General features: G+C 68.0%; 19 protein-coding genes. 8 read left to right on the forward strand and 11 right to left on the reverse strand.

All coding sequences use genetic code 11. The features are described 5' to 3' along the window. The 5 genes from GY812_02455 to GY812_02475 form a co-directional block, all read right to left on the reverse strand. Nucleotides 1–460: hypothetical protein (locus tag GY812_02455; protein MCP4434345.1), on the reverse strand; the 460-nt coding region annotated here is incomplete at its 3' end. Further along, on the reverse strand, nucleotides 457–1,170 hold the full coding sequence (locus tag GY812_02460) for a hypothetical protein (GenBank protein ID MCP4434346.1): 714 nt from the start codon (nucleotides 1,168–1,170) through the stop codon (nucleotides 457–459). The genes GY812_02455 and GY812_02460, both read right to left, overlap by 4 nt. Before the next feature lie 6 nt (nucleotides 1,171–1,176). Then, on the reverse strand, nucleotides 1,177–3,024 hold the full coding sequence (locus GY812_02465; GenBank protein ID MCP4434347.1) for a VWA domain-containing protein: 1,848 nt from the start codon (nucleotides 3,022–3,024) through the stop codon (nucleotides 1,177–1,179). Then, complete coding sequence (locus GY812_02470) at nucleotides 3,021–4,016, reverse strand: hypothetical protein (protein ID MCP4434348.1); 996 nt, start codon at nucleotides 4,014–4,016, stop codon at nucleotides 3,021–3,023. Before GY812_02470 ends, GY812_02465 begins: the two co-directional genes overlap by 4 nt. Further along, nucleotides 4,013–5,416 (reverse strand): AAA family ATPase, encoded by a 1,404-nt coding sequence (locus tag GY812_02475; GenBank protein MCP4434349.1) that lies wholly within the window; start codon nucleotides 5,414–5,416, stop codon nucleotides 4,013–4,015. Before GY812_02475 ends, GY812_02470 begins: the two co-directional genes overlap by 4 nt. 93 nt (nucleotides 5,417–5,509) lie before the next feature. Here GY812_02475 and GY812_02480 point away from each other — a divergent pair, with 93 nt between their 5' ends. Next, the gene (locus GY812_02480) at nucleotides 5,510–6,757 is read left to right on the forward strand and encodes a glutamate-5-semialdehyde dehydrogenase (protein ID MCP4434350.1); all 1,248 of its coding nucleotides are present in this window, start codon (nucleotides 5,510–5,512) and stop codon (nucleotides 6,755–6,757) included. A 64-nt stretch (nucleotides 6,758–6,821) separates the two neighbouring features. Here the strand turns inward: GY812_02480 and GY812_02485 are convergent, their stop codons facing one another. Then, the gene (locus GY812_02485) at nucleotides 6,822–8,252 is read right to left on the reverse strand and encodes a carotenoid oxygenase family protein (GenBank protein ID MCP4434351.1); all 1,431 of its coding nucleotides are present in this window, start codon (nucleotides 8,250–8,252) and stop codon (nucleotides 6,822–6,824) included. A gap of 176 nt (nucleotides 8,253–8,428) precedes the next feature. Between GY812_02485 and GY812_02490 the strand changes: the two genes are divergently transcribed. From GY812_02490 to GY812_02520, 7 genes are all read left to right on the forward strand, one after another. Beyond that, a complete protein-coding gene (locus GY812_02490; GenBank protein ID MCP4434352.1) occupies nucleotides 8,429–9,103 on the forward strand; it encodes an enoyl-CoA hydratase/isomerase family protein in 675 nt (224 codons plus the stop codon). Continuing rightward, nucleotides 9,096–11,384, forward strand: a complete 2,289-nt coding sequence (locus GY812_02495; GenBank protein ID MCP4434353.1) for an arylsulfatase — start codon at nucleotides 9,096–9,098, stop codon at nucleotides 11,382–11,384. The genes GY812_02490 and GY812_02495 overlap by 8 nt, the downstream gene beginning before the upstream one ends. Before the next feature lie 57 nt (nucleotides 11,385–11,441). Beyond that, complete coding sequence (locus GY812_02500) at nucleotides 11,442–12,416, forward strand: hypothetical protein (protein ID MCP4434354.1); 975 nt, start codon at nucleotides 11,442–11,444, stop codon at nucleotides 12,414–12,416. 37 nt (nucleotides 12,417–12,453) lie between these two features. Next, nucleotides 12,454–12,645 (forward strand): hypothetical protein, encoded by a 192-nt coding sequence (locus GY812_02505; protein ID MCP4434355.1) that lies wholly within the window; start codon nucleotides 12,454–12,456, stop codon nucleotides 12,643–12,645. Between the two features lie 76 nt (nucleotides 12,646–12,721). Beyond that, nucleotides 12,722–13,660 carry a MoxR family ATPase gene (locus GY812_02510; protein MCP4434356.1) on the forward strand — a complete coding sequence of 313 codons (939 nt, stop codon included), beginning with the start codon at nucleotides 12,722–12,724 and terminating at the stop codon, nucleotides 13,658–13,660. A gap of 68 nt (nucleotides 13,661–13,728) precedes the next feature. After that, nucleotides 13,729–15,180, forward strand: coding sequence for a VWA domain-containing protein (locus tag GY812_02515; protein ID MCP4434357.1), 1,452 nt, complete (start codon nucleotides 13,729–13,731; stop codon nucleotides 15,178–15,180). A gap of 158 nt (nucleotides 15,181–15,338) precedes the next feature. Continuing rightward, nucleotides 15,339–16,775, forward strand: a complete 1,437-nt coding sequence (locus GY812_02520) for a GGDEF domain-containing protein (protein MCP4434358.1) — start codon at nucleotides 15,339–15,341, stop codon at nucleotides 16,773–16,775. Here the strand turns inward: GY812_02520 and GY812_02525 are convergent. The 5 genes from GY812_02525 to GY812_02545 all read right to left on the reverse strand — a co-directional run bounded on the left by GY812_02525 (nucleotide 16,722) and on the right by GY812_02545 (nucleotide 22,756). Next, a complete protein-coding gene (locus tag GY812_02525; protein MCP4434359.1) occupies nucleotides 16,722–17,645 on the reverse strand; it encodes a transcriptional regulator in 924 nt (307 codons plus the stop codon). The genes GY812_02520 and GY812_02525 overlap by 54 nt on opposite strands. 86 nt (nucleotides 17,646–17,731) lie before the next feature. Beyond that, a complete protein-coding gene (locus GY812_02530; GenBank protein MCP4434360.1) occupies nucleotides 17,732–18,451 on the reverse strand; it encodes a phosphoadenylyl-sulfate reductase in 720 nt (239 codons plus the stop codon). Between the two features lie 38 nt (nucleotides 18,452–18,489). Further along, a complete protein-coding gene (locus GY812_02535) occupies nucleotides 18,490–20,289 on the reverse strand; it encodes a nitrite/sulfite reductase (protein MCP4434361.1) in 1,800 nt (599 codons plus the stop codon). 182 nt (nucleotides 20,290–20,471) lie between these two features. After that, nucleotides 20,472–21,842 carry a 3-deoxy-7-phosphoheptulonate synthase class II gene (locus tag GY812_02540; GenBank protein MCP4434362.1) on the reverse strand — a complete coding sequence of 457 codons (1,371 nt, stop codon included), beginning with the start codon at nucleotides 21,840–21,842 and terminating at the stop codon, nucleotides 20,472–20,474. 80 nt (nucleotides 21,843–21,922) lie between these two features. Then, a complete protein-coding gene (locus tag GY812_02545) occupies nucleotides 21,923–22,756 on the reverse strand; it encodes a sigma-70 family RNA polymerase sigma factor (GenBank protein MCP4434363.1) in 834 nt (277 codons plus the stop codon). Nucleotides 22,757–22,862: the final 106 nt, after the last annotated feature.

Genomic DNA, 22,862 nt, shown 5'->3' on the forward strand with positions numbered 1-22,862 from the left:
CCAGCACCGACAGCACGGTGACGGCAACGAACGCCACGGTCATCAGCGCAGAGGCTGTGTCGCCGGGGTCATCGTCGCCGGGGTCATCGTCGCCGGGGTCATCGTCGCCGGGGTCATCGCCACCGGTCTTGTCGCCACCGGTCTTGTCGCCACCGGTCTTGTCGCCGTGGATGAACAGCGGCACGAGGGTGGACGACAGCACCCCGCCGAGCACCAGCTCGTAGAGGATGTTGGGCGTGGTGTTGGCGAGGTTGTAGGTGTCGGCGACCGATGTGAGCCCGAGGGCGGCGGTGAGTGCGCTCACGCGCAGCAGACCGGTGGCCCGTGAAAGGGCGGTGCCGACCGCCGGTGCCACACTGGAACCGATCAGGCTGCGTCGGCGTCGTGGTTCGTCGAGCCCCGCGCCGATGTCGGCCCCCTCGACAAGGGCCTCCCCGGTGGGATCCTCGATGTCACTCATGTCTCTTCGATCGCGAGCCGCAGTGATTCGAGGTCGCCGACGATCTGGGTGACGTCACCTTCGAGCGATTGCACGGCATCGGGGTCCGACTGCGACACCGAGATCTCGACCGCCCGGGCCACCGCTTCGTCCGTGCGGGCGTCCAGCAGCAGCAACCGGTCGTAGGTGTCGGCGATGGTCGTGTCGATGCGGGCTGCCGACGCCAGCTGAGACTCCATCGCGGCGATGGTGTCACCGCGCCGCGCCGAACCGGGTTGTGCGCGGGCGTGGTCGAGTTCGGCCGTGATGCGCGTGGTGTCGATCCGCTTGCGACCCTTGGACAGCACGTTGCCGGCTTTGGCGATGCGCCACGCCTCGGCCAGTGCCACATCCAGCCTGTCGGCCACCCCGTCGAGCCGCTCCCGCAGCGGCCCCTCCGAAAGGGTGTCGATGGCGTCGTCGAAGCGCCGCCTCGCGTCCTGCACCTGCTCGACTGCGCCCCGCCACGGCTGGTCGAGGCTGCGCGGGGCCACTGCGTCACGCTTGTCATCACGGGGAACGGCGGCCAGCACCCGCGCTCCGTAGGCGGCGGCGCCCAGCACAACCGCTCCGATCGGCCCGAGTCCCACCAGGATCCCCACAGCGGCGCCCCCGCCGGTGGCGAGGATCGCGGATGGCGAGGTGATGGCCCTTGCCACCTTGGGGGTGTAAAAGCGGTCGCGGAATGACATGGTCGGTCAGAAGTTGCTCACCACGGCGCTGAACACGTCGTCGATCGTCGTCGCATCGGTCGCCTGGTAAGCGGTGGCATTGGAGGCCTCGGCGATCTGCTCGAGCACCGAGGTATCGGCGTCAGCACCGTAGGCGATCGTGAAGATCCGCACGGGGGTGGCGTTCTCGCCGTTGGACGACGATTCGAGCTGCTCGATGAGTGCGTCGAACGCTTCACCGTCGTCGGCGCCTCCGCCCACGTCGTTCTCCCCGTCGCTCAGCAACACGATCGCGTTGATGAGCGTGGGGTCGTACTCGGTGACCATCTGTGCGTGGCTGTCACCGGTGACGGCATACAGCGGCGTGCCGTTGAGCGGAACCAGCCGGGACACCTCATTGACGAGTCGCTCCCGGTCCGGCCCGACGGGTGACACCGGTGCCAGGTCGAGGTAGCCGGCGGTGCCGTCGGCGCCCAGGCCGGTGGTGAAGATGCGGATCCCCACCTGGTCCTCGGCGCGGAACTGATCGAGGCCGTCCTGCACCGCCTCGATCGCCAGGTCGAGCTTGGTCGCTCCACCGGGATCGGCGGGGTCGGCTGGGCCACCCATGGAGCCCGAAACGTCCAGCATGAGCATCACGCGGGTCACCTTGCGTTGCAGAGCCCAGTTGTCGAGCAGCCCCACCAGCACGGCGCCGTCGGGCACGTCCAGCAGCGTCTGGGGTTGTGACGGGTCGACACCGTTGGACGCGTCGACCGGTGCTCCGAGTGCCACATCGGGGTTGCCCGGTCGGAAGCCGAACTCCAGCACCTTCTCCTGGTTCTCCGCGCTCGACACGAACTCGGCGAACAGCCCGGCTCCCGCGGCCTGCTCTTCACTCACCCACTCGGCATCGAGCACGAACAGCGGATTGTCGGAGTAAAGCGTGCCTTCGGTGGGGTAGATCGCAACCAGCGGAGTGCGTGGAGGGCGGGCCTCCTCGCCGGGTTCGAGCACGCCGTCGGGGTTGCCCTGGTTGTAGTCGATGACCGACTTCTCCTCGACGGCCACCGCAGAGGCGTACGTGAGGGCGGTGCCGCGCTGGTCGGCCCGGTACCAGTTGTCGAGGAATGTGAGCGTGATGTCGCCGTAGTGCACCACCGCCGACTCGATGTCGGTGCCGTACTGCACCACTTCCGGCCGGGCCAGGTCCTCGAGGGAGAGGTCGGTGGTCTTGCCGGTTGCCGCGTAGGCCTGCGCGATCAGCGCCGACAGCCCCGATGTCGAGAAGTTGGGGTTGGTCTTGCCGAGCCGGAACGGCCCCCACTCCGGGTGGCCCTTCGCAGCCCATCCTCCGGGGGAGCGGGCGAGTTCGAGGATGTCGGCCCACCCGATCGGCGTGTCGGGCCAGCCCAGCGCCTCTGCCATGGGTTCGGGCATTGCTATCACGAGCGGTGTGAGCATGAACGGCGCCGGGTCCTCGGGTGCCATCGGGGCCTCACCGTTGTCCGCCAGCTTCTGGTTGAGCACCTCCCCCCAAGCGCTCGACGCGGGCGACCACAGCACCGGCCGCGGCCCGTCAGTGGTCTCGTCCCAGCCCTCCGCCAGCGCCGTGGCAGCGCCGCCGGACGCCTTGGAGCGCACGTCCACGAACACGCACTCGCCGTCGACTGCGGCGTCGGTGGAGTTGAAGTCGTTGGCCAGCTCGGTGAGCAGCTCGATCTTCTCGGAGCTCACGGCGGCATCCACCAGGATGCAGTTGCCCGCATCACCGGTCACTGCGGAGTCACCCGCACCGCTGGCGCTGAAGGGATCGTCGTCAGAGCCGCCGCATGCCGCCACGATGAGCGCCACGACCCCCACGAAACCGATGATCCAACCGATGCGTCGATTCATGCCTGTTCCCATCTGCTGTTGACCGCTGACATCACCGCTGGTGCCGGTAGTCCCGTGGAGTCCGCGGGGCCACTGCGCCAGCCCGAACCCTCGAGGGCTGAGCGGACGGTGCCGATGCCCCCGAGTCTGCCCAGAGCCGACTCCACCAGAGCGTCGGATCCCGCCCAGAGACTCACCTCGGCCATCGCCACGGGTTCTGCGATGGTGGTCGACAGCTCATCGGCCGCGGCTGCGGTCTCGAGTTGGCTGATCGCCTCGGCCTCGAGCGCTCCGACCACGCCGAGGCTCCCCGGTACACGCAGGAACTGCGTGAGCGGAGACGTACCCGACGAGTTCTCCTTCGACTGCCGGGCGAGGTTCTCGAACCAGGGCTCGACCGCCGGGTCATCCAGGTCGTTGGTGGCATAGTCCGCTGATCCCACCCGCGAGGCGACCGCCTGGTTGACCGCCACGGTGCCGTCGCCGGCGTCTGGCTCGGGCAACGCCACTTCCAGCCGTCCCCAGGTCGGGTCACCGGCGAGGTCGGTCCATTGGCCGCCGGCTGCATCGCCGACGCAAGACCAGTTGGCGGACCCACATGCGGTGTTGATCGCAGCCATGCGGTCGTTGCGTGCAACGATCACGGCAGGGGAGTGAGCCAGCACGTCCGATCCGGCCAGTTCGGGCATTTCGGCCCCACCCGCGCCTGCGATCTCGGGCCACGGGCCCGCCGCGAGCCAGGCCAGGGAACCATCCAACACCAGTTCCCCGGTAGCCAGCGCCATCGCTGTATCGGCCTCGTCCTGCACGGTCACGGTCACCTCCGCGCCCGACTCGGCTGCCAGCTCGTTGCACGCCTCCAGCAGCGCGGGCCCGCAGACCAACTCTGTCAGCTCTCCGCCCCCGTCACCGGGGCTGCCCGCACCGTCGGATTCACTGTCGATCATCCCGCGCACCAGGACCGCGACCAGCACCATCATCACAGCACCCAGAACCGCGACGAACCGTTTCACCTGGTGCCTTCGCTCGGTGTGCTGCCTTCCGGGGGCTTGCGGCGCTGAGGTGGATCATCGATCGACTCGGCGTCGGGCGGGATGTCCTCAGGCTCCAGTGTTGTCAGTTGCTCCTCGGTCGGTGAGTCGAGCCCGGCCGCTGCCAGTCGTGCTGCGTGGCGGTTGACCGCTGCCTCATAGACGTTGCGCGCCAGTCGCGCATTGCCAAACCCCTTGTCGCGCGGAACCGAGTCGAGCAAGGCCGACAGGGCGGACTCTGCATCGTCTGAGAGGTGGTAGCGCTGCTTGTCTCCCATCAGGTTGACGATGGCGAGGAGCTCGTCGGTCGAGTAGTCGGGGAACTCGATCACGGTGGGCAGGCGGGACCGAAGTCCGGGGTTGGCAGCCAGGAAGTCATCCATTTCCGCTGGGTAGCCGGCGACGACCAGCACCACGCTGTCGCGGCGATCCTCGATGAGCTTCACAACCTGGTCGATCGCTTCCCGCCCGAAGTCGTTGGCGCCGCCCCGCACGAGTGTGTAGGCCTCATCGATGAACAGCATGCCCTCATCGGCGGCGTCGAATGCAGCGGTGACCTTCGGCGCGGTCTGGCCGACGTATCCGGCCACGAGACCCGACCGGTCGACTTCCACGAGGTGGCCCTCCTCGACCACCCCCAGGCTGGCGAACACCTGGGCGAGCAGCCGGGCGACAGTTGTCTTGCCCGTGCCCGGGTTGCCGGTGAACACGAGGTGGTGTGACGTCTCGATGGTCGGGAGGCCTCGCTCCGAGCGGAGCTGCTGCACCCGGAGGAAGTCCGCCACCAGGTGCACCCGGTCCTTCACGGCCTCGAGGCCCACCAGGTCGTCCAACTCGGCCAGGAGCTCCTCGAGGGGCCGGTCGGTCGGTTCGCTCACTGCGTGCTTGAGGCTCACCCCGGTGTCGCCGCGGCCACGCAACCCGGCCAGCAGCCGCGAACGCAGGTTGGCGATCGCCTTGAGCTCGTCGGCGGATGTGACCACATCGAGCGATGCGATCACATGGGCCACGGCCATCGTGTGCTCGTAGTAGTCATCGGCGTGGCTGGTGCCGTCGCGCGCATCGGCGTCGAGCAGCAGCTTGAACAGCTCAGTGTCGGAGTCCAGCCACTCGCGCTTCCCCTTCACGAGCGTCGATCCCCGCAGGTCCGCCGCGGTGGCACGCAGCAGGTCGGTTCCGGGCATGCGGGGCCCGAACACGTCGATCAGGGCGTCGAGCTCGTCGTCGGTGTGGCGACCGTCGGCATCGACCATGGCGGCGCTCAGATTGAAGGCCTCGTTGGTGACCTCCATCTCGAATCCGGAGTCGTCCATGGCATCGAGCGCGCCGGTGATTGCGCCGATGTACGACGCAATCACGGGTTCGAGCGCGCTGGCAACCACAGGGCGAGGCTACTTTGCAGGCTTGATGCCTCAGGTGAGCGGCGGCCGGAGGGGCTGGGGCCGCATCGGCGACGGCAAGTACCATCGAGGCCCATGAGTCCCACACCGATCCCGGAACTCGCCAGGCGCGCCAAGGCCGCGGCGAGGGAGCTCGCCAAGGCATCCACCGACGCCAAGAACGAGGCGCTGCTCACCGCTGCCGACCTGCTCGAGGAGCGCGCCGCGGACCTGATCGTGGCCAACGAGGCCGACCTCGAGGCCGCCGAGGCCAACGGTGTGGCCGCCGGCCTGGTCGACCGGCTCCGCCTCAGCACGGACCGCGTGGCGGGTATGGCCGGCGGCCTGCGCCAGGTGGCAGCCCTCGCCGACCCGGTGGGCGAGGTGCTCGAGGGCTGGGTGCGCCCCAACGGGCTCCGGATCTCTCAGGTCCGGGTGCCGCTCGGTGTGGCGGCGATCATCTACGAGAGTCGCCCCAACGTGACCTCGGACGCCTTCGGCCTGTGCCTCAAGTCGGGCAACGCGGCCTTCCTGCGGGGCTCCGCGAGTGCCATCAACTCCAACCTCGCCATCGCAGGGGTACTCCGTGAGGCTGTTGCCAAGGCAGGCCTGCCCCAGGACTCGGTGATCGTGGTCGACAACACCTCGCGCGAGGCAGCCGTGGAGTTCATGCAGCAGCGTGGCTACATCGATGTGCTGATTCCGCGGGGTGGTGCGTCGCTGATCCAGTCCATCCTCGACAACGCCACCGTGCCCTACGTGATCGACGGCGATGGCAACTGCCACGTGTACGTCGACGAGGCGGCCAATCTCGAGTCGGCCCGCTCGATCGTGGTGAACGCCAAGACCCAGCGCACATCGGTGTGCAACGCGGCGGAGTCGCTGGTCGTCAACAGCGCGGTCGCCGGCGACTTCCTCCCGGAGCTGGCCGATGCGATGCCCGACGTGGAGCTCGTGGGTGATGCCCGCGCCCGCTCACTCGTGCCCACGATGGGCGAGGCGACCGAGGCGGACTGGGACACCGAGTACCACGACATGAAGATGTCCGTGCGCGTGGTCGACACGCTGGACGAGGCCATCGACCACGTCAACGAGCACTCGTCGGGTCACTCCGAGGCGATCATCACCGATGACCTGGGCGCAGCAGCACGGTTCACCAAGGAGGTGGACGCGGCCGCAGTACTGGTGAATGCGTCGACCCGCTTCGTGGACGGCGAGGAATTCGGCTTCGGCGCCGAGATCGGGATCTCGACCCAGAAGCTGCATGCGCGGGGCCCGATGGGCCTGCGCCAGCTCACCACCGCCAAGTACGTGGTGATGGGCGACGGCCAGATCCGTACCTGAGCGGGCAAGGCACTCGGTCCTGCCCCGATGCCAGCGTCAACCAGTTGGTCGTGCCTGGACTCGTTCAGGCGGGGAACCAGTTGGCGTGGAAGCCGAAGGGCACGCGGCGGTCGAGCTTGACCGTGGCGATCGGGCCGGCAGCAACGTCCTTCGCATCGAGCACGACCACGTCGGTGCGGTCCGACTCGTCGTAGTACACCGCGTTGACCAGCCAACCGTCGTCTTCCGCGGAGCCGTGCGGGTCCGGCGCGAAGACCGACTCGCCGACGTGGCCGTCGGCGCCGGAGCACCATTCGGTGCGGGTGTCACTGTCCGTGTCGTACTTGACGATCGTGTCGAAGTCGCCCGTGGTGCGACCCTCGGCCACGAACGCCGACATGTAGAGCTTGTCGGTGCGCACACCCTGGTAGTCGTCATTGATGCGGTTGAAGTCGCCGTGCATGTCGTCCATCGGCTCCCACCAGGCCTTGTCGGCGTCGAGGTCGACGTAGAAGTTGGCGGGGCTTCCGGCCTCGTTGCCGGCGATGCGCTCGTCGAGCTCCGCAGTGCCGTCGATGCCGAACTCGGGGTGGGCGAAGCGCGAGCCGTTGAACTGGATCACGTTGCCGTCGGCCCAACCGTTCCAGAAGTGCTGCACGTGGCCGTTCTCGATTTCGTACCACTTGAGGTCCTCGACGTCGCCCATGCGGGGAATGACGCCGATGCGGGTGCCGTTCTCGGGCTTCCAGCTGACCATCGGTCCGTCGCCGAGGCTGTCCATGTTGAACACGATCGGGGAGTCGAGGAACACGGTGTGCTCCTCGGTGATCACGATGTCGTGCATCATCACGGGGGCGGGCAGGTCGATGTCGACCGAGTGGACCAGCGTGCCGGCGGCATCGGCCACGTAGTACCGCAGGTAGGGCGCGAACAGCGAGTAGGCGAAGAAGATCATCTCGCCGGTGCGCGGGTCGATGCGGGGGTGGGCGGTCATGGAGCCCTTGAGGCGGCCGTCGAAGTCCCATTCGCCGACCGTGTCGAGGCCCTCGGTGACCTCGGTCGGCATGCCGCCTTCCCAGAGGGCCAGCCACTTGCCACCGTGGCGGATGATGTGCGTGTTGGCCGGGTTCTTGACCGGGCCGGCATCGCCGGTGAGGTCACGGTCGGGGAAGTGCAGCACGTCGCCCAGGCCGGGGTAGATCGGCTTGCCGAGCTCGATTTCGCGGGTGAGGCCCCGGGAGCGGACCCAGCGGTTGCGGTATGACACGCCTTCGTCGGAGAAGGTGAACCCGTGCATCATGCCGTCGCCGTCGAACATGTGGTAGCGGGTGGTGGGCTCGAACACCGGGTTCGGGCCGTTGCGGATGAACGAGCCACGCAGGCCGGCGGGGATCTCGCCCTCGACGGTGCAGCGGGCGATGTCGACCTCATCCGCGACGGGGAACAGGTTGCCCGAGAGGTCGGGCTGGTTGCCCTCGTTGGTCACATGCCCGGTGATCTCGAAGGTGTCGGTCATCTCTAGTGCCCCCTGTACGCCATCGGCGGTACGGCTGTCCGGTGGTCCACCGGGTTGGTTAACGGTGTTCAGGAGACGACGATACCAGAGTGTTCCCGGAGGGTCCCATCGTGTGGCGGGCGGATGTTGGTAGCGTCAGCGCCCGATCAAATGACGCACCGACCATGGAGTCACTGGTGGCAATACTCAACATCGAGGAGCCCGGCGACGGCGTCCTGCTGGTTCGCTGGGACGACGGCGAGAACCGTTTCAACCTCGACTCCGTGGCCGAATGGCACGCCCTGCTGGATGACCTGCACGGCAGGGAAGGCCCGCTCGCCCTGGTGGTGACCGGCACCGGCAAGTTCTTCTCCAACGGACTCGACCTCGACCGGTTCCGCGAGGCCCCCGAGGAGGGGCCGCAGATCCTCGATGGCGTTCACCGCCTCATGGGGCGGATGCTGTTGTTGCCCGTGTGGACCACGTTCGCGATCAACGGCCATTGCTTCGCCGCCGGGGCGATGCTGAGCGCAGCCGCCGACCGCCGGTTCATGCGCACCGAGCGCGGCTACTGGTGTCTCCCCGAGGTCGACCTCGGTCTGCCGCTCACCCCGGAGATGACCGCCGTCGTGTCCGCCCGCCTGCCAAGGCGTGCGACAGCCGACGCGATGCTGACCGGCCTGCGCTACGACTCAGCGGCGGCGCTCGAACTCGGGATCATCGACGCAGAGGTGCCGGTGGACGACCTGATCGACGTGGCCGTGGCCGAGGCGGCATCGGCGGCGCCACGCAACCGCGATGTGATCGGCAACCACAAGCGCCAGCTCTTCGGCGAGTACGCGGCGGCATGCGGGGTGACGGTCGATGAGTGACGCCAACGGGGCAGACCCGGCACTGGATCCGCGCACACCGCCTTCGATGGCCATGGTCGAGCACGAGCAGTCTGCGGCGCCGTTCAGCGCGGAGTCGCCCAACGTGATGGTGATCGTGCTCGACGACCTCGGCTTCGCCCACCTGGGGTCCTACGGGTCCAACCTCGACACACCCAACCTCGACCGGCTCGCCGAGCGCGGCCTGCGGCTCACCAACTTCCACACCACTGCGATCTGCTCGCCCACCCGGGCCTGTCTGCTCACCGGCCGCAACCACCACCGTGTCGGCATGGGAATGCTGCCCGACCTGCCCACCAACTTCTCGGCCTACACGGGGGAGTTCCCCGACAACGCGGCCACGATGGCGCACATCCTGCGCGGCGAGGGCTACGGCACCTACTGCGTGGGCAAGTGGCACCTGGTGCCTCGTGACCAGCGCGATGCCGGGCCGTTCCACATGTGGCCGCTCGGACAGGGCTTCGACCGCTACTACGGGTTCCTCAACGGCGAGACCAACCAGTGGACCCCCAACCTGGTCCGCGACAACACCCACATCGAGCCGCCCGCCGACCCGGAGGACGGCTACCACCTGGATGTCGACCTGGCCGACGAGGCGATCGACTTCCACCGCCGACACCGGCTCGCGAATCCCGAGCGGCCGTTCTTCATGTGGTACGCCACCGCCGCGCCCCACGCCCCCCACCAGGCGCCCCCGGAGTGGATCGAGCGCTACCGCGGCCGCTTCGACGATGGTTGGGATGCATGGCGCAGTGACACCCTCGCCCGCCAGAAGGAGATGGGGATCGTCGATCCCCGCGTCGAGCTCTCCGAAAGCCCCCACTGGGTTCCCGACTGGGACACCCTCGAACCCGACCGCCAGCGCCTGTACGCCCGGATGATGGAGGTGTTCGCTGCATTCACCAGCCATGCCGACCACCAGATCGGCCGGGTGCTCGACCACCTCGAAGCCGAGGGAGAGCTCGACAACACGATCGTGGTGCTGGTGTCCGACAACGGCACCTCCGGCGAGGGTGGCCCGCACGGCACCTACAACCAGCTCGGCCACTACATCTCCGACGAGGAAGACGACCTCGACGAGGAACTGTCCCGCATCGACGACCTCGGCGGCTGGCGCAGCAGCGGCCACTACCCGTGGGGTTGGGCGCTGGCCGGCAACACCCCGTTCCGTCGCTGGAAGCGCTACACGTTCGAGGGTGGCGTGCGCGACCCGCTGCTCATCTCTGGGCCGGGAATCGACGCGGCGGGCGAGCTGCGCGGCCAGTACGCACACGTGGTCGACGTGCTGCCCACCGTGCTCGACCTGTGCGGCATCGAGCTTCCCACCGAGGTCGGCGGCATCGAGCAGATGAGCTTCGACGGCCGGAGCCTGCGCAAGATGCTCGACAGCCCCGACGCACCGGGCCGGAACCTCCAGTACTTCGAGTGTTGGGGAAGCAGGGCCATCTACCGCGACGGTTTCAAGGCGGTCACGGACCACGTCAACCAGTTGACCGCCAATGAGCGCAACCTGATGGATGGGAGCCACGACTTCGCCACCGACCGTTGGGCGCTGTTCGACACCGCGAACGACCCTTCGGAGACCACCGACCTCGCCGAGGAGCGCCCCGACCTGCTGGCCGAGTTGGTGCAGGAATGGTTCGCGCAGGCCGAGGCCAACGACGTGTTCCCGCTGGATGACGGCGCCGCGCACCGGATCGCCCACATGCGGGTGCCGTGGACCGCGTGGCGAAGCGACTTCTTCTTCGCTCCGGGCGACAAGGTGCACGAGGTCAACGGCCCCAACATCGCGGGCGGGTTCCAGATGGCGGCCACGTTCACCGAGCCACTGGCGCCAGGAGCAACCGGCGTGCTCGCCGAGCAGGGCGACTGGAACGCCGGCTGGGCCATGTACCTGGCCGACGGTGAGCTTCGCTGGGTGATGGGCGGATTCGGTGGTCCTGTCGAGGTCGGCGCAGCGGTGCCTGATGGTGCGAGCGTGCTGGGAGCCGAGGGGATCACGCTCGAAGGTGACCTCGAAGTCGTGTTGTCGGCCGACGGCAACGAGATCGGCCGTGGCCGTCTCGGCCGTGCGGTGCCACTTGCGTGGGCGCCGGACGGTGCGTTCCTCACGATCGGCTACGGCCGGCCGTTTCCAGTCACAGAGAGCTACGACCCCGCCGACCGCGCGCCGGGGTCGCTGGCCGGCTTCAGCGTGCGCTGTGGCACCCCACCGCCGCTCGACGTGGAAGCCGAGTTCGCCCGCGTGATGCGCCACCAGTAGCGCTGAGTCACCGGCTGTTCGGAGGAATCCGCCCGGTGGGTTCGTAGCGTGGACGGGGTGACAGCCCGCTGCGCCACCACGAGCACGAGAGAGCGGTCGGCCTTGTGCGTGGTTGCCGGGCTCGTCGCGCTGCTCGCCCTGCTTGCAGCGGGGTGTGCGGGGACCCAGGCTGCAGATGTCGCCACCGAGGGCTCGATCGGCGAGGAGGCCGCCGTCGAGGAGCCGCTGACCACCGGACCGACGACGCCGGAGGCTCCGGTGTCGGGGCTGTTGTACGTGGCCGGTGCGAAGGCCGGGCAGATCGAAGGCGACTGGCCCACCGTCACCGTGACGCTCACCGGAGTCGACACGGAGGTGCTGTGGTTCCAGGACCGTCCCGGACGCTCCTCCGGTGAGATGCGGGTCTCCGAGTTCGTGGGCCAGTGGAATGGGCTCGGCTTCGCTGACGACCCACCCAACGCCGTCATCCGCCACGACGGCGGCGACGGACTCGGCAAAGTGGTGGAAGTGTCCGACCCGGCCTGGGACCAGCCCAATGGCTCGCTCACGTTCTCTGCCTCCGCCGGCGACCACCGGGAAGGCACCGAGCCGCTTCCATGGCTGATGTCGGATGTCTCGATGTTCGTGGACGACGGCGGAGCGGACTACCACCCCGTGAAGATCAGCCTCACCGGCATGACTTCCCAGGACTCGGCGGAGGTGGAACTCGTCCCGCTTGCGAACGAGACGTCGGTGTTCTCGGTGGGCCCGGCAAGCAGCGGGACCGGGTTGCAGGTGGACCACACCTCCGGGCCGTTGCCGCTGCACTCCCTGTCGGTCACCCGACAGGTTGTGGCGGTCCAGACGATGCCGGGCACCTCGGCCGGTGCGGTGCCCGTCGAGGTGGACCTGTACCTCCAGACATCGCCGGGTGCCTCCAGGGTGGTGCTCAAGGCGCTGCTGCCGGACAATGCGGAGGCGACTGTGACCGTCGGCGGTGGCACGCCGCAGAAGGTCGGCGCGTCCCGGACCAACGTGAGCCTCGACGGCTGAACGCGTATCCGAGGGTTCCGAGCCCGGGCTGCTGTATGTGGCCGAGGCGGGCGAGGGACAGGTGGAAGGCGACGGGGCGGCGGTGACGGTACCCCTCACCGACGTGGACGATGAGGTTCTCTGGTTCCAGGACCGACCGGGCAGTGCGGCGGGGCGCATGACGGTGTCCGACTTCGTCGAGCCGCAGGCGGTCAACGCCTCCGACACCGAGTTCGAACTGCGCCAGTAGGCGCGTTCGAACTGCCCCAGCAGGTCGGTGGCATCTCGCTTGACCGATCGGTCAAGGGCGTAGCTAACCTCGGGCCATGAGCAGCGATACGTCCCCCGGCACCGGCCTTCCGGCCAGCGACCCCCGTTTCGACACCGTTGGCGAGGTGCGCGAGAAGCTGGCAGAAGTCGACTACCTCTCCGATGAGGGCATCGCCGGCATCGTGTACTTGGCGGACCGTCTCGGCAAGCCGATCCTCGTGGAGGGTCCGGCAGGCACCGGCAAGACCCAGCTCGCCAAGTCGGTTTCCGAGATCCTCGGCGCCCGCCTGATCCGCCTGCAGTGCTACGAGGGGCTCGATGAGTCCAAGGCGCTGTATGAGTGGAACTACAAGAAGCAGCTCCTGCGCATCCAGGCCACCAAGTCCGACGACGACGACACCGGCTGGGCAGACATCTCCGACGACATCTTCTCCGACGAGTTCCTGCTCACGCGTCCGCTGCTCGAGGCGATCAGCGCGGACGACCCGGTGGTGCTGCTGATCGACGAGGTCGACCGCGTGGAGGTGGAGACCGAGGCGCTGCTGCTCGAGATCCTCTCCGACTACCAGGTGTCGATCCCCGAGCTGGGCACGATCACTGCCAAGCAGATCCCGTTGGTGTTCCTCACCTCCAACAACACCCGCGAGCTGTCCGAGGCGCTCAAGCGTCGCTGCCTCTACCTGCACGTCGACTACCCAGACATGGAACGCGAGAAGCTCATCGTCTCCACCAAGGTGCCGGGCATCAGTGAGTCCCTGGCCGACCAGGTCGCCCGCATCGTGCGCTCGATCCGCCAGCTCGAGCTGAAGAAGTCGCCGTCGGTGTCGGAGACCCTCGACTGGGCCAACACGCTCATGTTGCTCGGCGTCGACCAGATCGACGAGGAGACGGCCGCGTCGACCGCAAACATCCTGCTCAAGTACCAGACCGACATCGCGAAGGCCGTCAAGGAGTTCGCAGCGGACTCCGAGGCGTTCGAGGGGTCGTCCAAGTGACCGACGCGCCCGCTGCCGACGCCGACGCGGAGCTAGAAGCTGCCGCCAACGCGGGCACGGGCAAGGCCCTGATGGACCTGCTCAGTGGGTTCATCGTGGAGCTGCGCGAGGCCGGCCTGCCGGTGAGCCTCACCGAGAACCTCGATGCAATGGCGGCGGTCGAACAGATCCCGATCGAGGACCGAGAGGCGTTCAAGTACGCGCTCGCAGCCACGCTGGTGAAGAACCATGCCCACTGGCGGGCCTTCGAGACCGTCTTCGAGGTGTACTTCTCGCTGCGCGGCAGCCAGTACGCGGTTGGCGAGGAGGCAGACGGCGACCTCGACCCTTCCGAGCTCGACGACATGGAAGGCCAGGGCCAGGGCGACGGCCAGGGTGAAGGCCAGGGCCAGGGCGGGGGAGCGGGCGACAACCTGACCCCCGAGGAGCTCGCCCAGATGCTGCTCCAGTCACTCCAGCGCGCGGATCAGGGCATGATGCGCGCAGCCGCCCGTCAGTCGGTGAAGCGCTACGCGGGCATGGAGCCGGGGCGCCCGGTGGGCGGCACCTACTACCTGTACCGCACCCTTCGGAACCTGGACCTCGACGCGATGATGGAGCAGCTCATGGAGGCTGCCCGAGAGCAGTCACCCGAGCCGCTGACTCCGCTGGAGGAGCGCCTCGAGAAGGACGAGTTCGAACACCGCATCGAGCAGTTCAAACAGGAGGTCGAGGCGGAGATCCGGCGCCGACTCGTGGCCGACCGTGGTGTGGAGGCGATGGCCAAGACGCTGCGCAAGCCGCTGCCGGAGGACATCGACTTCATGCACGCGAGCCGCGAGGAGATGATCTCGCTACGCAAGGCACTCCAGCCGCTGACCCGGCGCCTGGCGGTGCGGTTGGCCCGCAAGCGCCGACATGGCCGCAAGGGGCCGCTCGACTTCCGCAACACGGTGCGCCACTCGCTCAGCTACGGCGGTGTCCCGGCCGAGCCGAAGTTCCGCTACCCGCGGCCCACGAAGCCCGAGATCTTCGTGATCGCCGACATCTCCGGTTCCGTGGCCGCGTTCGCCCGTTTCACTCTGCACCTCGTGCACGCCATCGCGGGGCAGTTCTCCAAGGTGCGCAGCTTCGTGTTCATCGACGGCATCGATGAGGTGACCAGCTTCTTCGAGGGAACCGAGGACATCCTCGAAGCGATCCACCGGGTCAACACCGAAGCCGACGTGGTGTGGGTCGACGGCCACTCCGACTACGGACACGCCTTCGAGGTCTTCTGGCAGGCGCACGGCAAGGACATCGGCCCGAAGACCACCGTGATCATCCTTGGCGACGCCCGGAACAACTACCACGCGTCACAGTCATGGGTGGTCAAGGAGATGCGGCACAAGGCACGCCACGTCTACTGGCTCAACCCCGAGCCCAAGGCTTACTGGGACACGGGCGACTCGATCGTGGGGGAGTACGGCGTTCATTGCGACGGCACTTTCGAGTGCCGCAACCTGCGCCAACTCGAAGGATTCGTGGACCACCTGGTCTGAAGCCGGTCGGAGTCCGCGCGCATGCGACACATGTCACCGAACTCCGTTCGTGAAAGCGTTGTGGTGTCGCAGACTCGCTGTGAGACTGGCATGGTGAAAGTGCGGTAGCGGCAACGGCGGGCTGGAGACGGGACGTGGGCGGAAAAGCTGGGCGGAGGGTGCCTGATCAAGCCTCGCTGCGTGACCTCGCGTGCCTTGCCGGGCGTGCGGGTCCGGACATGGCAGTGGTCATCGATCCGGGCTGGAAGATCCGCTTCGCGAGTTCCGCTTCCGAGCGCATACTGGCGCTCAAGCCGAGTCCGCACCGCCAGTACCACCTGTTGCAGTTCGTGCACCCGGCCGATGCCCGGTCGATCATGCCGGCACTCGATGCGCTGGCCGCACGGGGCGGCTACCACGGACCGATCACGGTGCGGCTGCGTGCGACCGACGACAAGTGGGTGGCGTGTGAGATCACGACCGAGGCAGTCGACGGCCCGGGTGGTGCCTGGATGGTGCTGGCGGTACGGGAGGTGGCTGAGCGGGACGAACTTGCCGACCGCCAGGCCACCCTTCAGCAGCTCATCCACTTCGCCTCCGTCGAGTTCGCCAAGGCGCACTGGTATGACGTCGGGGACGTGACCCAGCACCTGCTGCAATCGCTGTGTGGCCTGTTCGGCGCCAGCGTCGTGGAGATCGCATGGTCGGAGCACGACGCGGGGCCCCTGCGGATCGAGGCGAGCTGGGCTGCGCGTTCGCGCGACGACTGGACGCCCGGCCAGATAGCCCAGATCGGGGCAACGTTCGACGAGGTCTGCCTCGACGCATGCGGTCGATCGACTGGTGCCTGCATGTGCAGCGACCTGTCTGCGGCAGCCGGCCACGTGGGTGCCAAGCACTGTATCGACGCCGGGCTCGACGCCACCGTCGAGATGCGGCTCTCGGCGGAGCGGCCACGGGCCGTGCTCCGCCTCGGCTTCGAGGGAGGACTCGGCTCCTGGGACGAGATCAACACCGAGCCGGTCAGCTTGCTGGGTCTTCTCGTGCTCTCGAGCATGCGGCGGTGCCGGGCTGAGGCAGCACTCCACGAAAGGGCCCGTCGGGACTCACTCACCGGTGTGCTCAACCGCGACGAGTTCTACCGCCTGCTCGGGGTGTGTGTCGGTTCTCCCCAGCAGGTCGGCAGGGTCGGGGTGCTCTACTGCGATGTCGACCGGTTCAAGACAATCAATGACCGTTTCGGGCACGCTGCCGGCGACGAGGTGCTGCGTGCGGTGGCTGAGGCGCTGTCGCAGTCGGTGCGCGAGGGCGACGAGGTGGCACGGGTGGGTGGTGACGAGTTCGTGGCGCTGTGCCGAGGTCTCGAGTCGCCAGAGCAGATCGACGCCGTGGCCGGCCGGGTGTCGGCGCGCATGGAGGCGCTGTCGGTCGGTGGTGAGGGAGTGGGTTTGAGCATCGGCACCACGGTGTTCCGCGCTGGCCAGGGGGTCGACGCGCTCGTGGGTGCCGCCGATGCCGAGATGTACAAGGCGAAGCGGCGAAACGCGGGCGCCTCGGGCAGCTCAGGGCAGGTGGGCGATGGCGTCGTCGAACACGGTGAACAGGGCGGGACCTGACTTCTCGCTGCGCGCCAGCACCCCGAGGCGACGACAGCGCGCGAGCAGGTCGCGGGCCTCGCGGCCGGGCCACGGCTTCGGCAGCAGCTCGGGCGGCAATAGCGGGTCCGACTCGAAGCACTCGTTGAACCGGATCGCGATGTGCAGTGCACCGGGCAGGAAGTCCTGCTCGCTGAGGCGCTCGCCACGGTCGCGCATCTCTTCGAGGCGCGCGGGTACCTCCGCGTAAGTCTCGATGAAACGCCTGTAGGCGTCGGCGACCGAGTCGAGGTCCCACAGGTTGGCGGCGAGCTCGCGCGGATTGGTGACTCCGCCGAGGTCGAGGTCGTCGGTGGTCATCAAACTCACATGGCCCGTGATTTCGAGCCGCTCGGCATCTGCGCGCACCTCGTCTTCCCACCGGTGCGGTGAGATGTAGGACCCCGGCTGCAGCGGTGCTCCGCCGAGGGCCAGGAGGTGGTCGCGGAACTGGTCGCGTTCGGTGCGCATCGACTCGGGGATCGCGAAGCTGACGACGCGCCACTTGAGGTCCCAACCCCGCCCGGCAGCATCCTGTGCATAGGCGAGCAGGTGGCGCTGCTGCGTGACCTCCAGAGCGGACCGGCCGGCCTCGGTGGCGGGAAACAAGGCGTCGCGCCCTTCACCCTCGCGGCTGAACAGGCCTTCTGCTATCAGGCGCCGGATCGCTGACCGGACGGTCTCGATGGAGATGCCGCACTCGGTGGCCACTCGGTACAGCTCGGTGCCATGCACCGTGCCGTCGGTGTGCGCGAGACCCAGGATCATCAGCCGGGTCGGCACCGCACTGGAGGACAGCCCTGAGACGACCTCGGCAGCGGCGGTCGAACGGTTCACGGGCGTGTCATTCACGACCGCCATGATCCGGCGTGGCTGGTGGGATGTCAAAGTCCGCCCGCGCCGGAGGGGCGGACCGGTCGGCCGGACCGCTCAGCGGCTCACGCGATGTGCAGGCCGCACTCGGTCTTGTCGCGCCCCGCCCAGCGACCGGAGCGCGGATCCTCGCCCTCGGCGACGGGATGGGTGCACGGCATGCAGCCGATCGAGGGGTATCCCTGCTTCGTCAGCGGGTTGACCGGCACGTCGTGGTCCTCGATGTACGCGGCGATGTCGGCGCCGGACCAGTTGGCGAGCGGGTTCACCTTGATCAGCCCGCGGAGGTCGCGGCCGACGATGGGGGAGTCCTTGCGGCTCTCGGCCTCCTCGCGGCGCAGCCCTGACATCCAGGCGGCCTTGCCTGCGAGGGCTCTGTCGAGCTGGCCGACCTTCAACGCCGAGCAGCAGTTCTCCGGGTCTGCTTCCCACAGCGCTTCGTCGTGGTGGGGGACCGTCATCATCCGCAGGTTGAGGCCGTAGCGCCGGCGCACGGTTTCGACGGTGTCGAGCGTCTCCGGGAAGTGGTAGCCGGTGTCGATGAAGACGACTTCGATCGCCGGCTGCACCTTCACCGCAAGGTCGATCAGTACTGCGTCGGTCATCGAGGCAGCGAGCGAGAGTGCCGGGCCGAAGTTGTCGGATGCCCAGCGGATGATCTTTGACGCCGGTGCCGACTCGAATTCGGTGTTGAGTTCCTCGATCTCCGCGTCGGTGAAGCTGGCCGGGGTGAACAATCCGGGCGCCGGTTCTGCGCCCGACACCGGTTCCGACCCGACCGACAGAGCGGTGACGCCGGAGGGTGAAGTGTTGGCCGTGGCGGTCATACTGCGCACTCCGAGTCGCCGACCTCGGCCTCATAGGGGCCGGTCTCGCCGTAGTCGACGTAGAAGTCCTCGTTGTCCTCGGGCGTGGGGAACACGTCGAGGTCGCTTAGGCCCTGGGCGACGGTCGTAGCGCCGCCTACCCGCTCGAGCCAGGTACCGAATGCCTCGCCAACCTCTCGCTCGTTGGCGTAGCGGCCAATGACCCGCACAGCGGCCTCGGGGGCTGACTTGGCGGGCAGCCGCAGGGCCTTGCGGCCGAACTCGGCCTGCTCGTTGCCGATGTAGCCACCGAGCAGCATCTGGTAGCCGGGAGCCGAGCGGCCATGCGCCCGGCGCTCGGCTCCGAAGAACCCGATGTCGGCGATGTGGTGCTGGCCGCACGAGTTGGTGCAGCCCGAGATATTCGTGCGCACGCCGTCGAGTTCGGCCAGTCCGGCTGCCTCGAGGGCCTCACCGATGGCCGAGGCGAGGCCGCGGCTCTGGGTGATGGCCAGGTTGCAGGTGTCGGCGCCCGGACAGGCGACCACGTCGCGTGCGAGTTCTGCACCGGGCTGGGCCATGCCGAGTGATTCTAGGCGCTCGTGCACCAGGGCGAGCTGGTCTTCGCTGAGCTGGCGCAGCACGAAGTTCTGCCGGTTGGTGATGCGTACCTCCGCGCCGACCTCGCGGGCCAGGGCGGCGATGCCGCGGAACTGATCCGCGGTCACGTCACCGAGTCGGCTCCATGCGAGTGCCGACACGGTGCCGTTGGCAACGCCTCGCACCACGTTGGCCTGGTCCCATCGGCTGAGGGCGCTGGTGCCGCTGAGGGTTACCGGCACGCCCTGGCCGATGGCGGTCACGGGTCCTGTGCCGTGGCCGGCCGGGGTGTCGCCTGCGAGCTCGACCTCGGGCGGGATGCCCTCTGGCCAGGTTGCCGAGGCCATCAGGAACTTGCGCGATGTGAGCACCCGATCGCGCAGTTCGTCGATGCCAAGCTCGTCCACGAGCCACTTCATGCGGGCCCGCAGCTTGTTCTTGCGGTTGCCGGCCTGTTCGAAGACCCGTACGCATGCCTCGAGGGTGGCCAGCAGTTCCTCGCGGGTGGTGAAGTCCTCGAGCGCCACCGCTGGGTGCGGGTTGGCGCCGAGGCCACCGGCCACGTAGACCCTGAAGCCCGGCTCCGTGGTGCCGTCGTCCGCGGTGCGGTTGATCGCGATGACGCCGACGTCGTTGAACATCGCCTGGCCGCAGTCGGTCACGCAGCCCGAGAAGTTGATCTTGAATTTGCGGGGGAGCCGGGCCGAGATCGGGTTGCGCAGGAAGTGGCGGAACGCCGCTTCTGCCCATGGCTGGATGTCGAGCACCTCGTTGGGGCATGCACCGGCGAGGTGGCAGCCCATTACGTTGCGCACGGTGTCGGAGCAGGCCTCGCGTGTGGTGAGGTTCACCGCTGCGAGGTCCCACAGTGCCGAGGGCACCTCTTCGAGCTGCACGTAGTGGAACTGGACATTCTGGCGGGTGGTGAGGTGGCCCCAGCCCCGGCTGTATCGCTCTGAAACGGCTGCGAGGCGGTCGAGTTGGTCCGCAGTGATGGCTCCGTAGGGGGCCTTGATGCGCAGCATCTGGTTGTGGCCGCCCTGGCGCTGGCCGTAGACGCCGTTGGCGAGGCGGAAGACCTTGAAGACGTCTTCGTCGACCTCATCCGCGAGGTAGCGGGCGAGCACGCGCTCGAACTTGCGGATGTCCCCCACCATGCCGGGGTCGATGCTGTCGATGTCGACGTCGCCGCCTGTGTCGATCTCGATGGTTGTCATCCGGACCCCTCGGGTTGGAGCTGTTGGCTCAGCGATTGTCCGGACATAAACCCGACCGGACTGGTCGTATTTCTACCGAAACCCGACCCGTGCGGTCAACAATTCAGCGCTGTGACCTGTGCCGCTGCTTCGACGTGCAACCAGTGCTGGGGTGCCGCCGGGGAGGGCCGGGGACCGAAACGTCAGTCGCCGCGGAGCAGCTCCGCGACCCGGAACGCGAGGTCCACGCTCTGGCGGCCGTTGAGGCGGGGATCGCACATCGTCTCGTAGCGAAGCCCCAGCTGGTCATCCAGCAGGTCCTCCGCACCCCCGAGGCACTCGGTGACGTCGTCGCCGGTCAGCTCCACGTGCACGCCGCCGGGCCAGGTGCCCTCGGCGCGGTGTGCCGCGAAGAAGCCCCGGATCTCTTCGAGGATGGCGTCGAAGTGGCGGGTCTTGCGCCCCGATGGCGCGGTGAACGTGTTCCCGTGCATCGGGTCACAGGTCCACACGACCGGATGCCCCGCATCGCGAACGGCGGCCAGCAGCGGCCGCAGCCCTTCTTCGACCCTGTCGGCACCCATCCGTGTGATCAATGTGAGGCGGCCGGGCACGCGGTCGGGGTTGAGCAGCGCACACATCTGCAGGACCTCGTCCGCTGACATCGTGGGGCCGACCTTGCAGCCGACCGGATTCGAGATGCCGCGGAAGAACTCCACGTGGGCGTCTTCGAGGCCCCGGGTGCGCTCGCCGATCCACACCATGTGTGCCGAGCAGTCGTACCAGTCGCCGGTGAGTGAGTCCTTGCGGGTGAGGGCTTCCTCGTAGCCGAGCACGAGTGCCTCATGGCTGGTGTAGAAGTCGACCTCGTGCAGGCCCGGCACCGTGGCGGGATCGATCCCGGTGGCACGCATAAAGCGCATGGCCCGGTCGATCTCATCCGCGAGGCGCTCGTACCGGCGACCCTCCGGGCTGGCAGACACGAACTCCTGGTTCCACTGGTGCACCCGGTTGAGGTCCGCGAATCCGCCCTTGGTGAAGGCGCGCAGCAGGTTGAGTGTGGATGCCGACTGGTTGTAGGCGTGCAGAAGCCGCTGTGCGGAGGGCACCCGGGCTGTCTCGTTGAAGGTGATGTCGTTGACCATGTGGCCGCGGAAGCTGGGCAGCTCCGCGCCGTCCACGGTCTCGGTGTCAGATGAGCGGGGCTTGGCGAACTGGCCGGCGATGCGGCCCACCTTCACGGCTGGAACGCCTGCGGAGTAGGTGAGCACCACAGCCATCTGCAGGATCACGCGCAGGCGCTCGCGGATCGAGTCCGCAGAGAACGAATCGAAGGATTCCGCGCAGTCACCGGCCTGCAACAGGAACGCCTCGCCGGCGGACACACGGGCCAGGTCCGAGGTGAGCGCCCGAGCCTCGCCAGCGAAAACGAGTGGTGGCACTGCGGAGAGCGCCTTCAGAACCGAGTCGAGGTCCCCCTCATCAGGCCAGTTGGGCTGCTGCAGCGCGGTGCGCGAGCGCCACGAATCGGGCGTCCATGCAGGGCGTTCGGGGGTAGTACCAGTGCTCGACATCGCCCAAGAGGGTACAAGTCACCCATGCGCGGGCCGAAGTCGATTGACGCCCGCCGCAGGCCGGGGGCGGTGTGGTTTGCCTAGTTCGGCCCGCCGGTGGTGGCCATGGCGTTGTCGCGGACGGTAACCACGGCTCGCTTGACCAGTCGGCGAGCGGCCTCGGCGGTCACGCCGAGCTCCTCGCCGACCTCGCGGTAGCTACGTCGCTGGCCGTCGCAGAGACCGAAGCGGCGCTCCACGGCGGTGCGGGCCCGCGGGTCGAGCACGTCGAGGAGGCTGTGCAGCCACTGTTCGTGTTCGGCGTCGAGTGTGAGGGCCTCGGGGCCCGGCTTGGCGTCGGCGATCAGGTCGACGAGCTCGTTGGAGTCGTCGTCGCCGACGGTGCGGTCGAGCGATGTGGGGGTTGTGAGGCGATGCAGGCGGGCGTGCTCGTCGTCGAGCTCGTCACCGTCGCCTGACACAACGCGCAGCGCTGAGCGCAGGCTGGCGGAGCGGTCGCCCGGCAGTCGCACGAGCGACGCCTTCTGATCGAGTGCACGGCCGATCGCCTGGCGGATCCAGAACGTGGCGTAGGTGGAGAACTTGAAACCCTTGCGCCAGTCGAACTTGTCGACCGCGTGCTCGAGGCCCAGGTTGCCCTCCTGGATCAGGTCGAGCAGTTCCATCCCCGGGGGCAGTGGGTAGCGGCGGGCGACGCTGACCACGAGGCGGAGGTTGGCCCGTATGAAGCGGTCCTTTGCCGCGGCCCCTGAGGCGATGGCACGGTCGAGGCCCCGTCCCCGCTCACCGGCTTCCTTGCGCCGACGGGCTTCGACGCCTGCCTCGATGACCTGGGACAGTTCGACCTCGTCGTCGGCGTCCAGAAGTGGCACCGTTCCGATCTCGTTGAGGTACATGCCTACCGAGTCGCTCATCATTGGGCCTTTCCGTGGCCGGCACGGCGAGATGCCGCACCGGGTACAACGCATCCGACACCCTGAGGTATCGGCCCAGGGCAACTCGGGTTTAGTGGTTGAGCGC

This window comes from Actinomycetes bacterium (assembly GCA_024222295.1).
Lineage (GTDB): Bacteria > Actinomycetota > Acidimicrobiia > Acidimicrobiales > Microtrichaceae > JAAEPF01.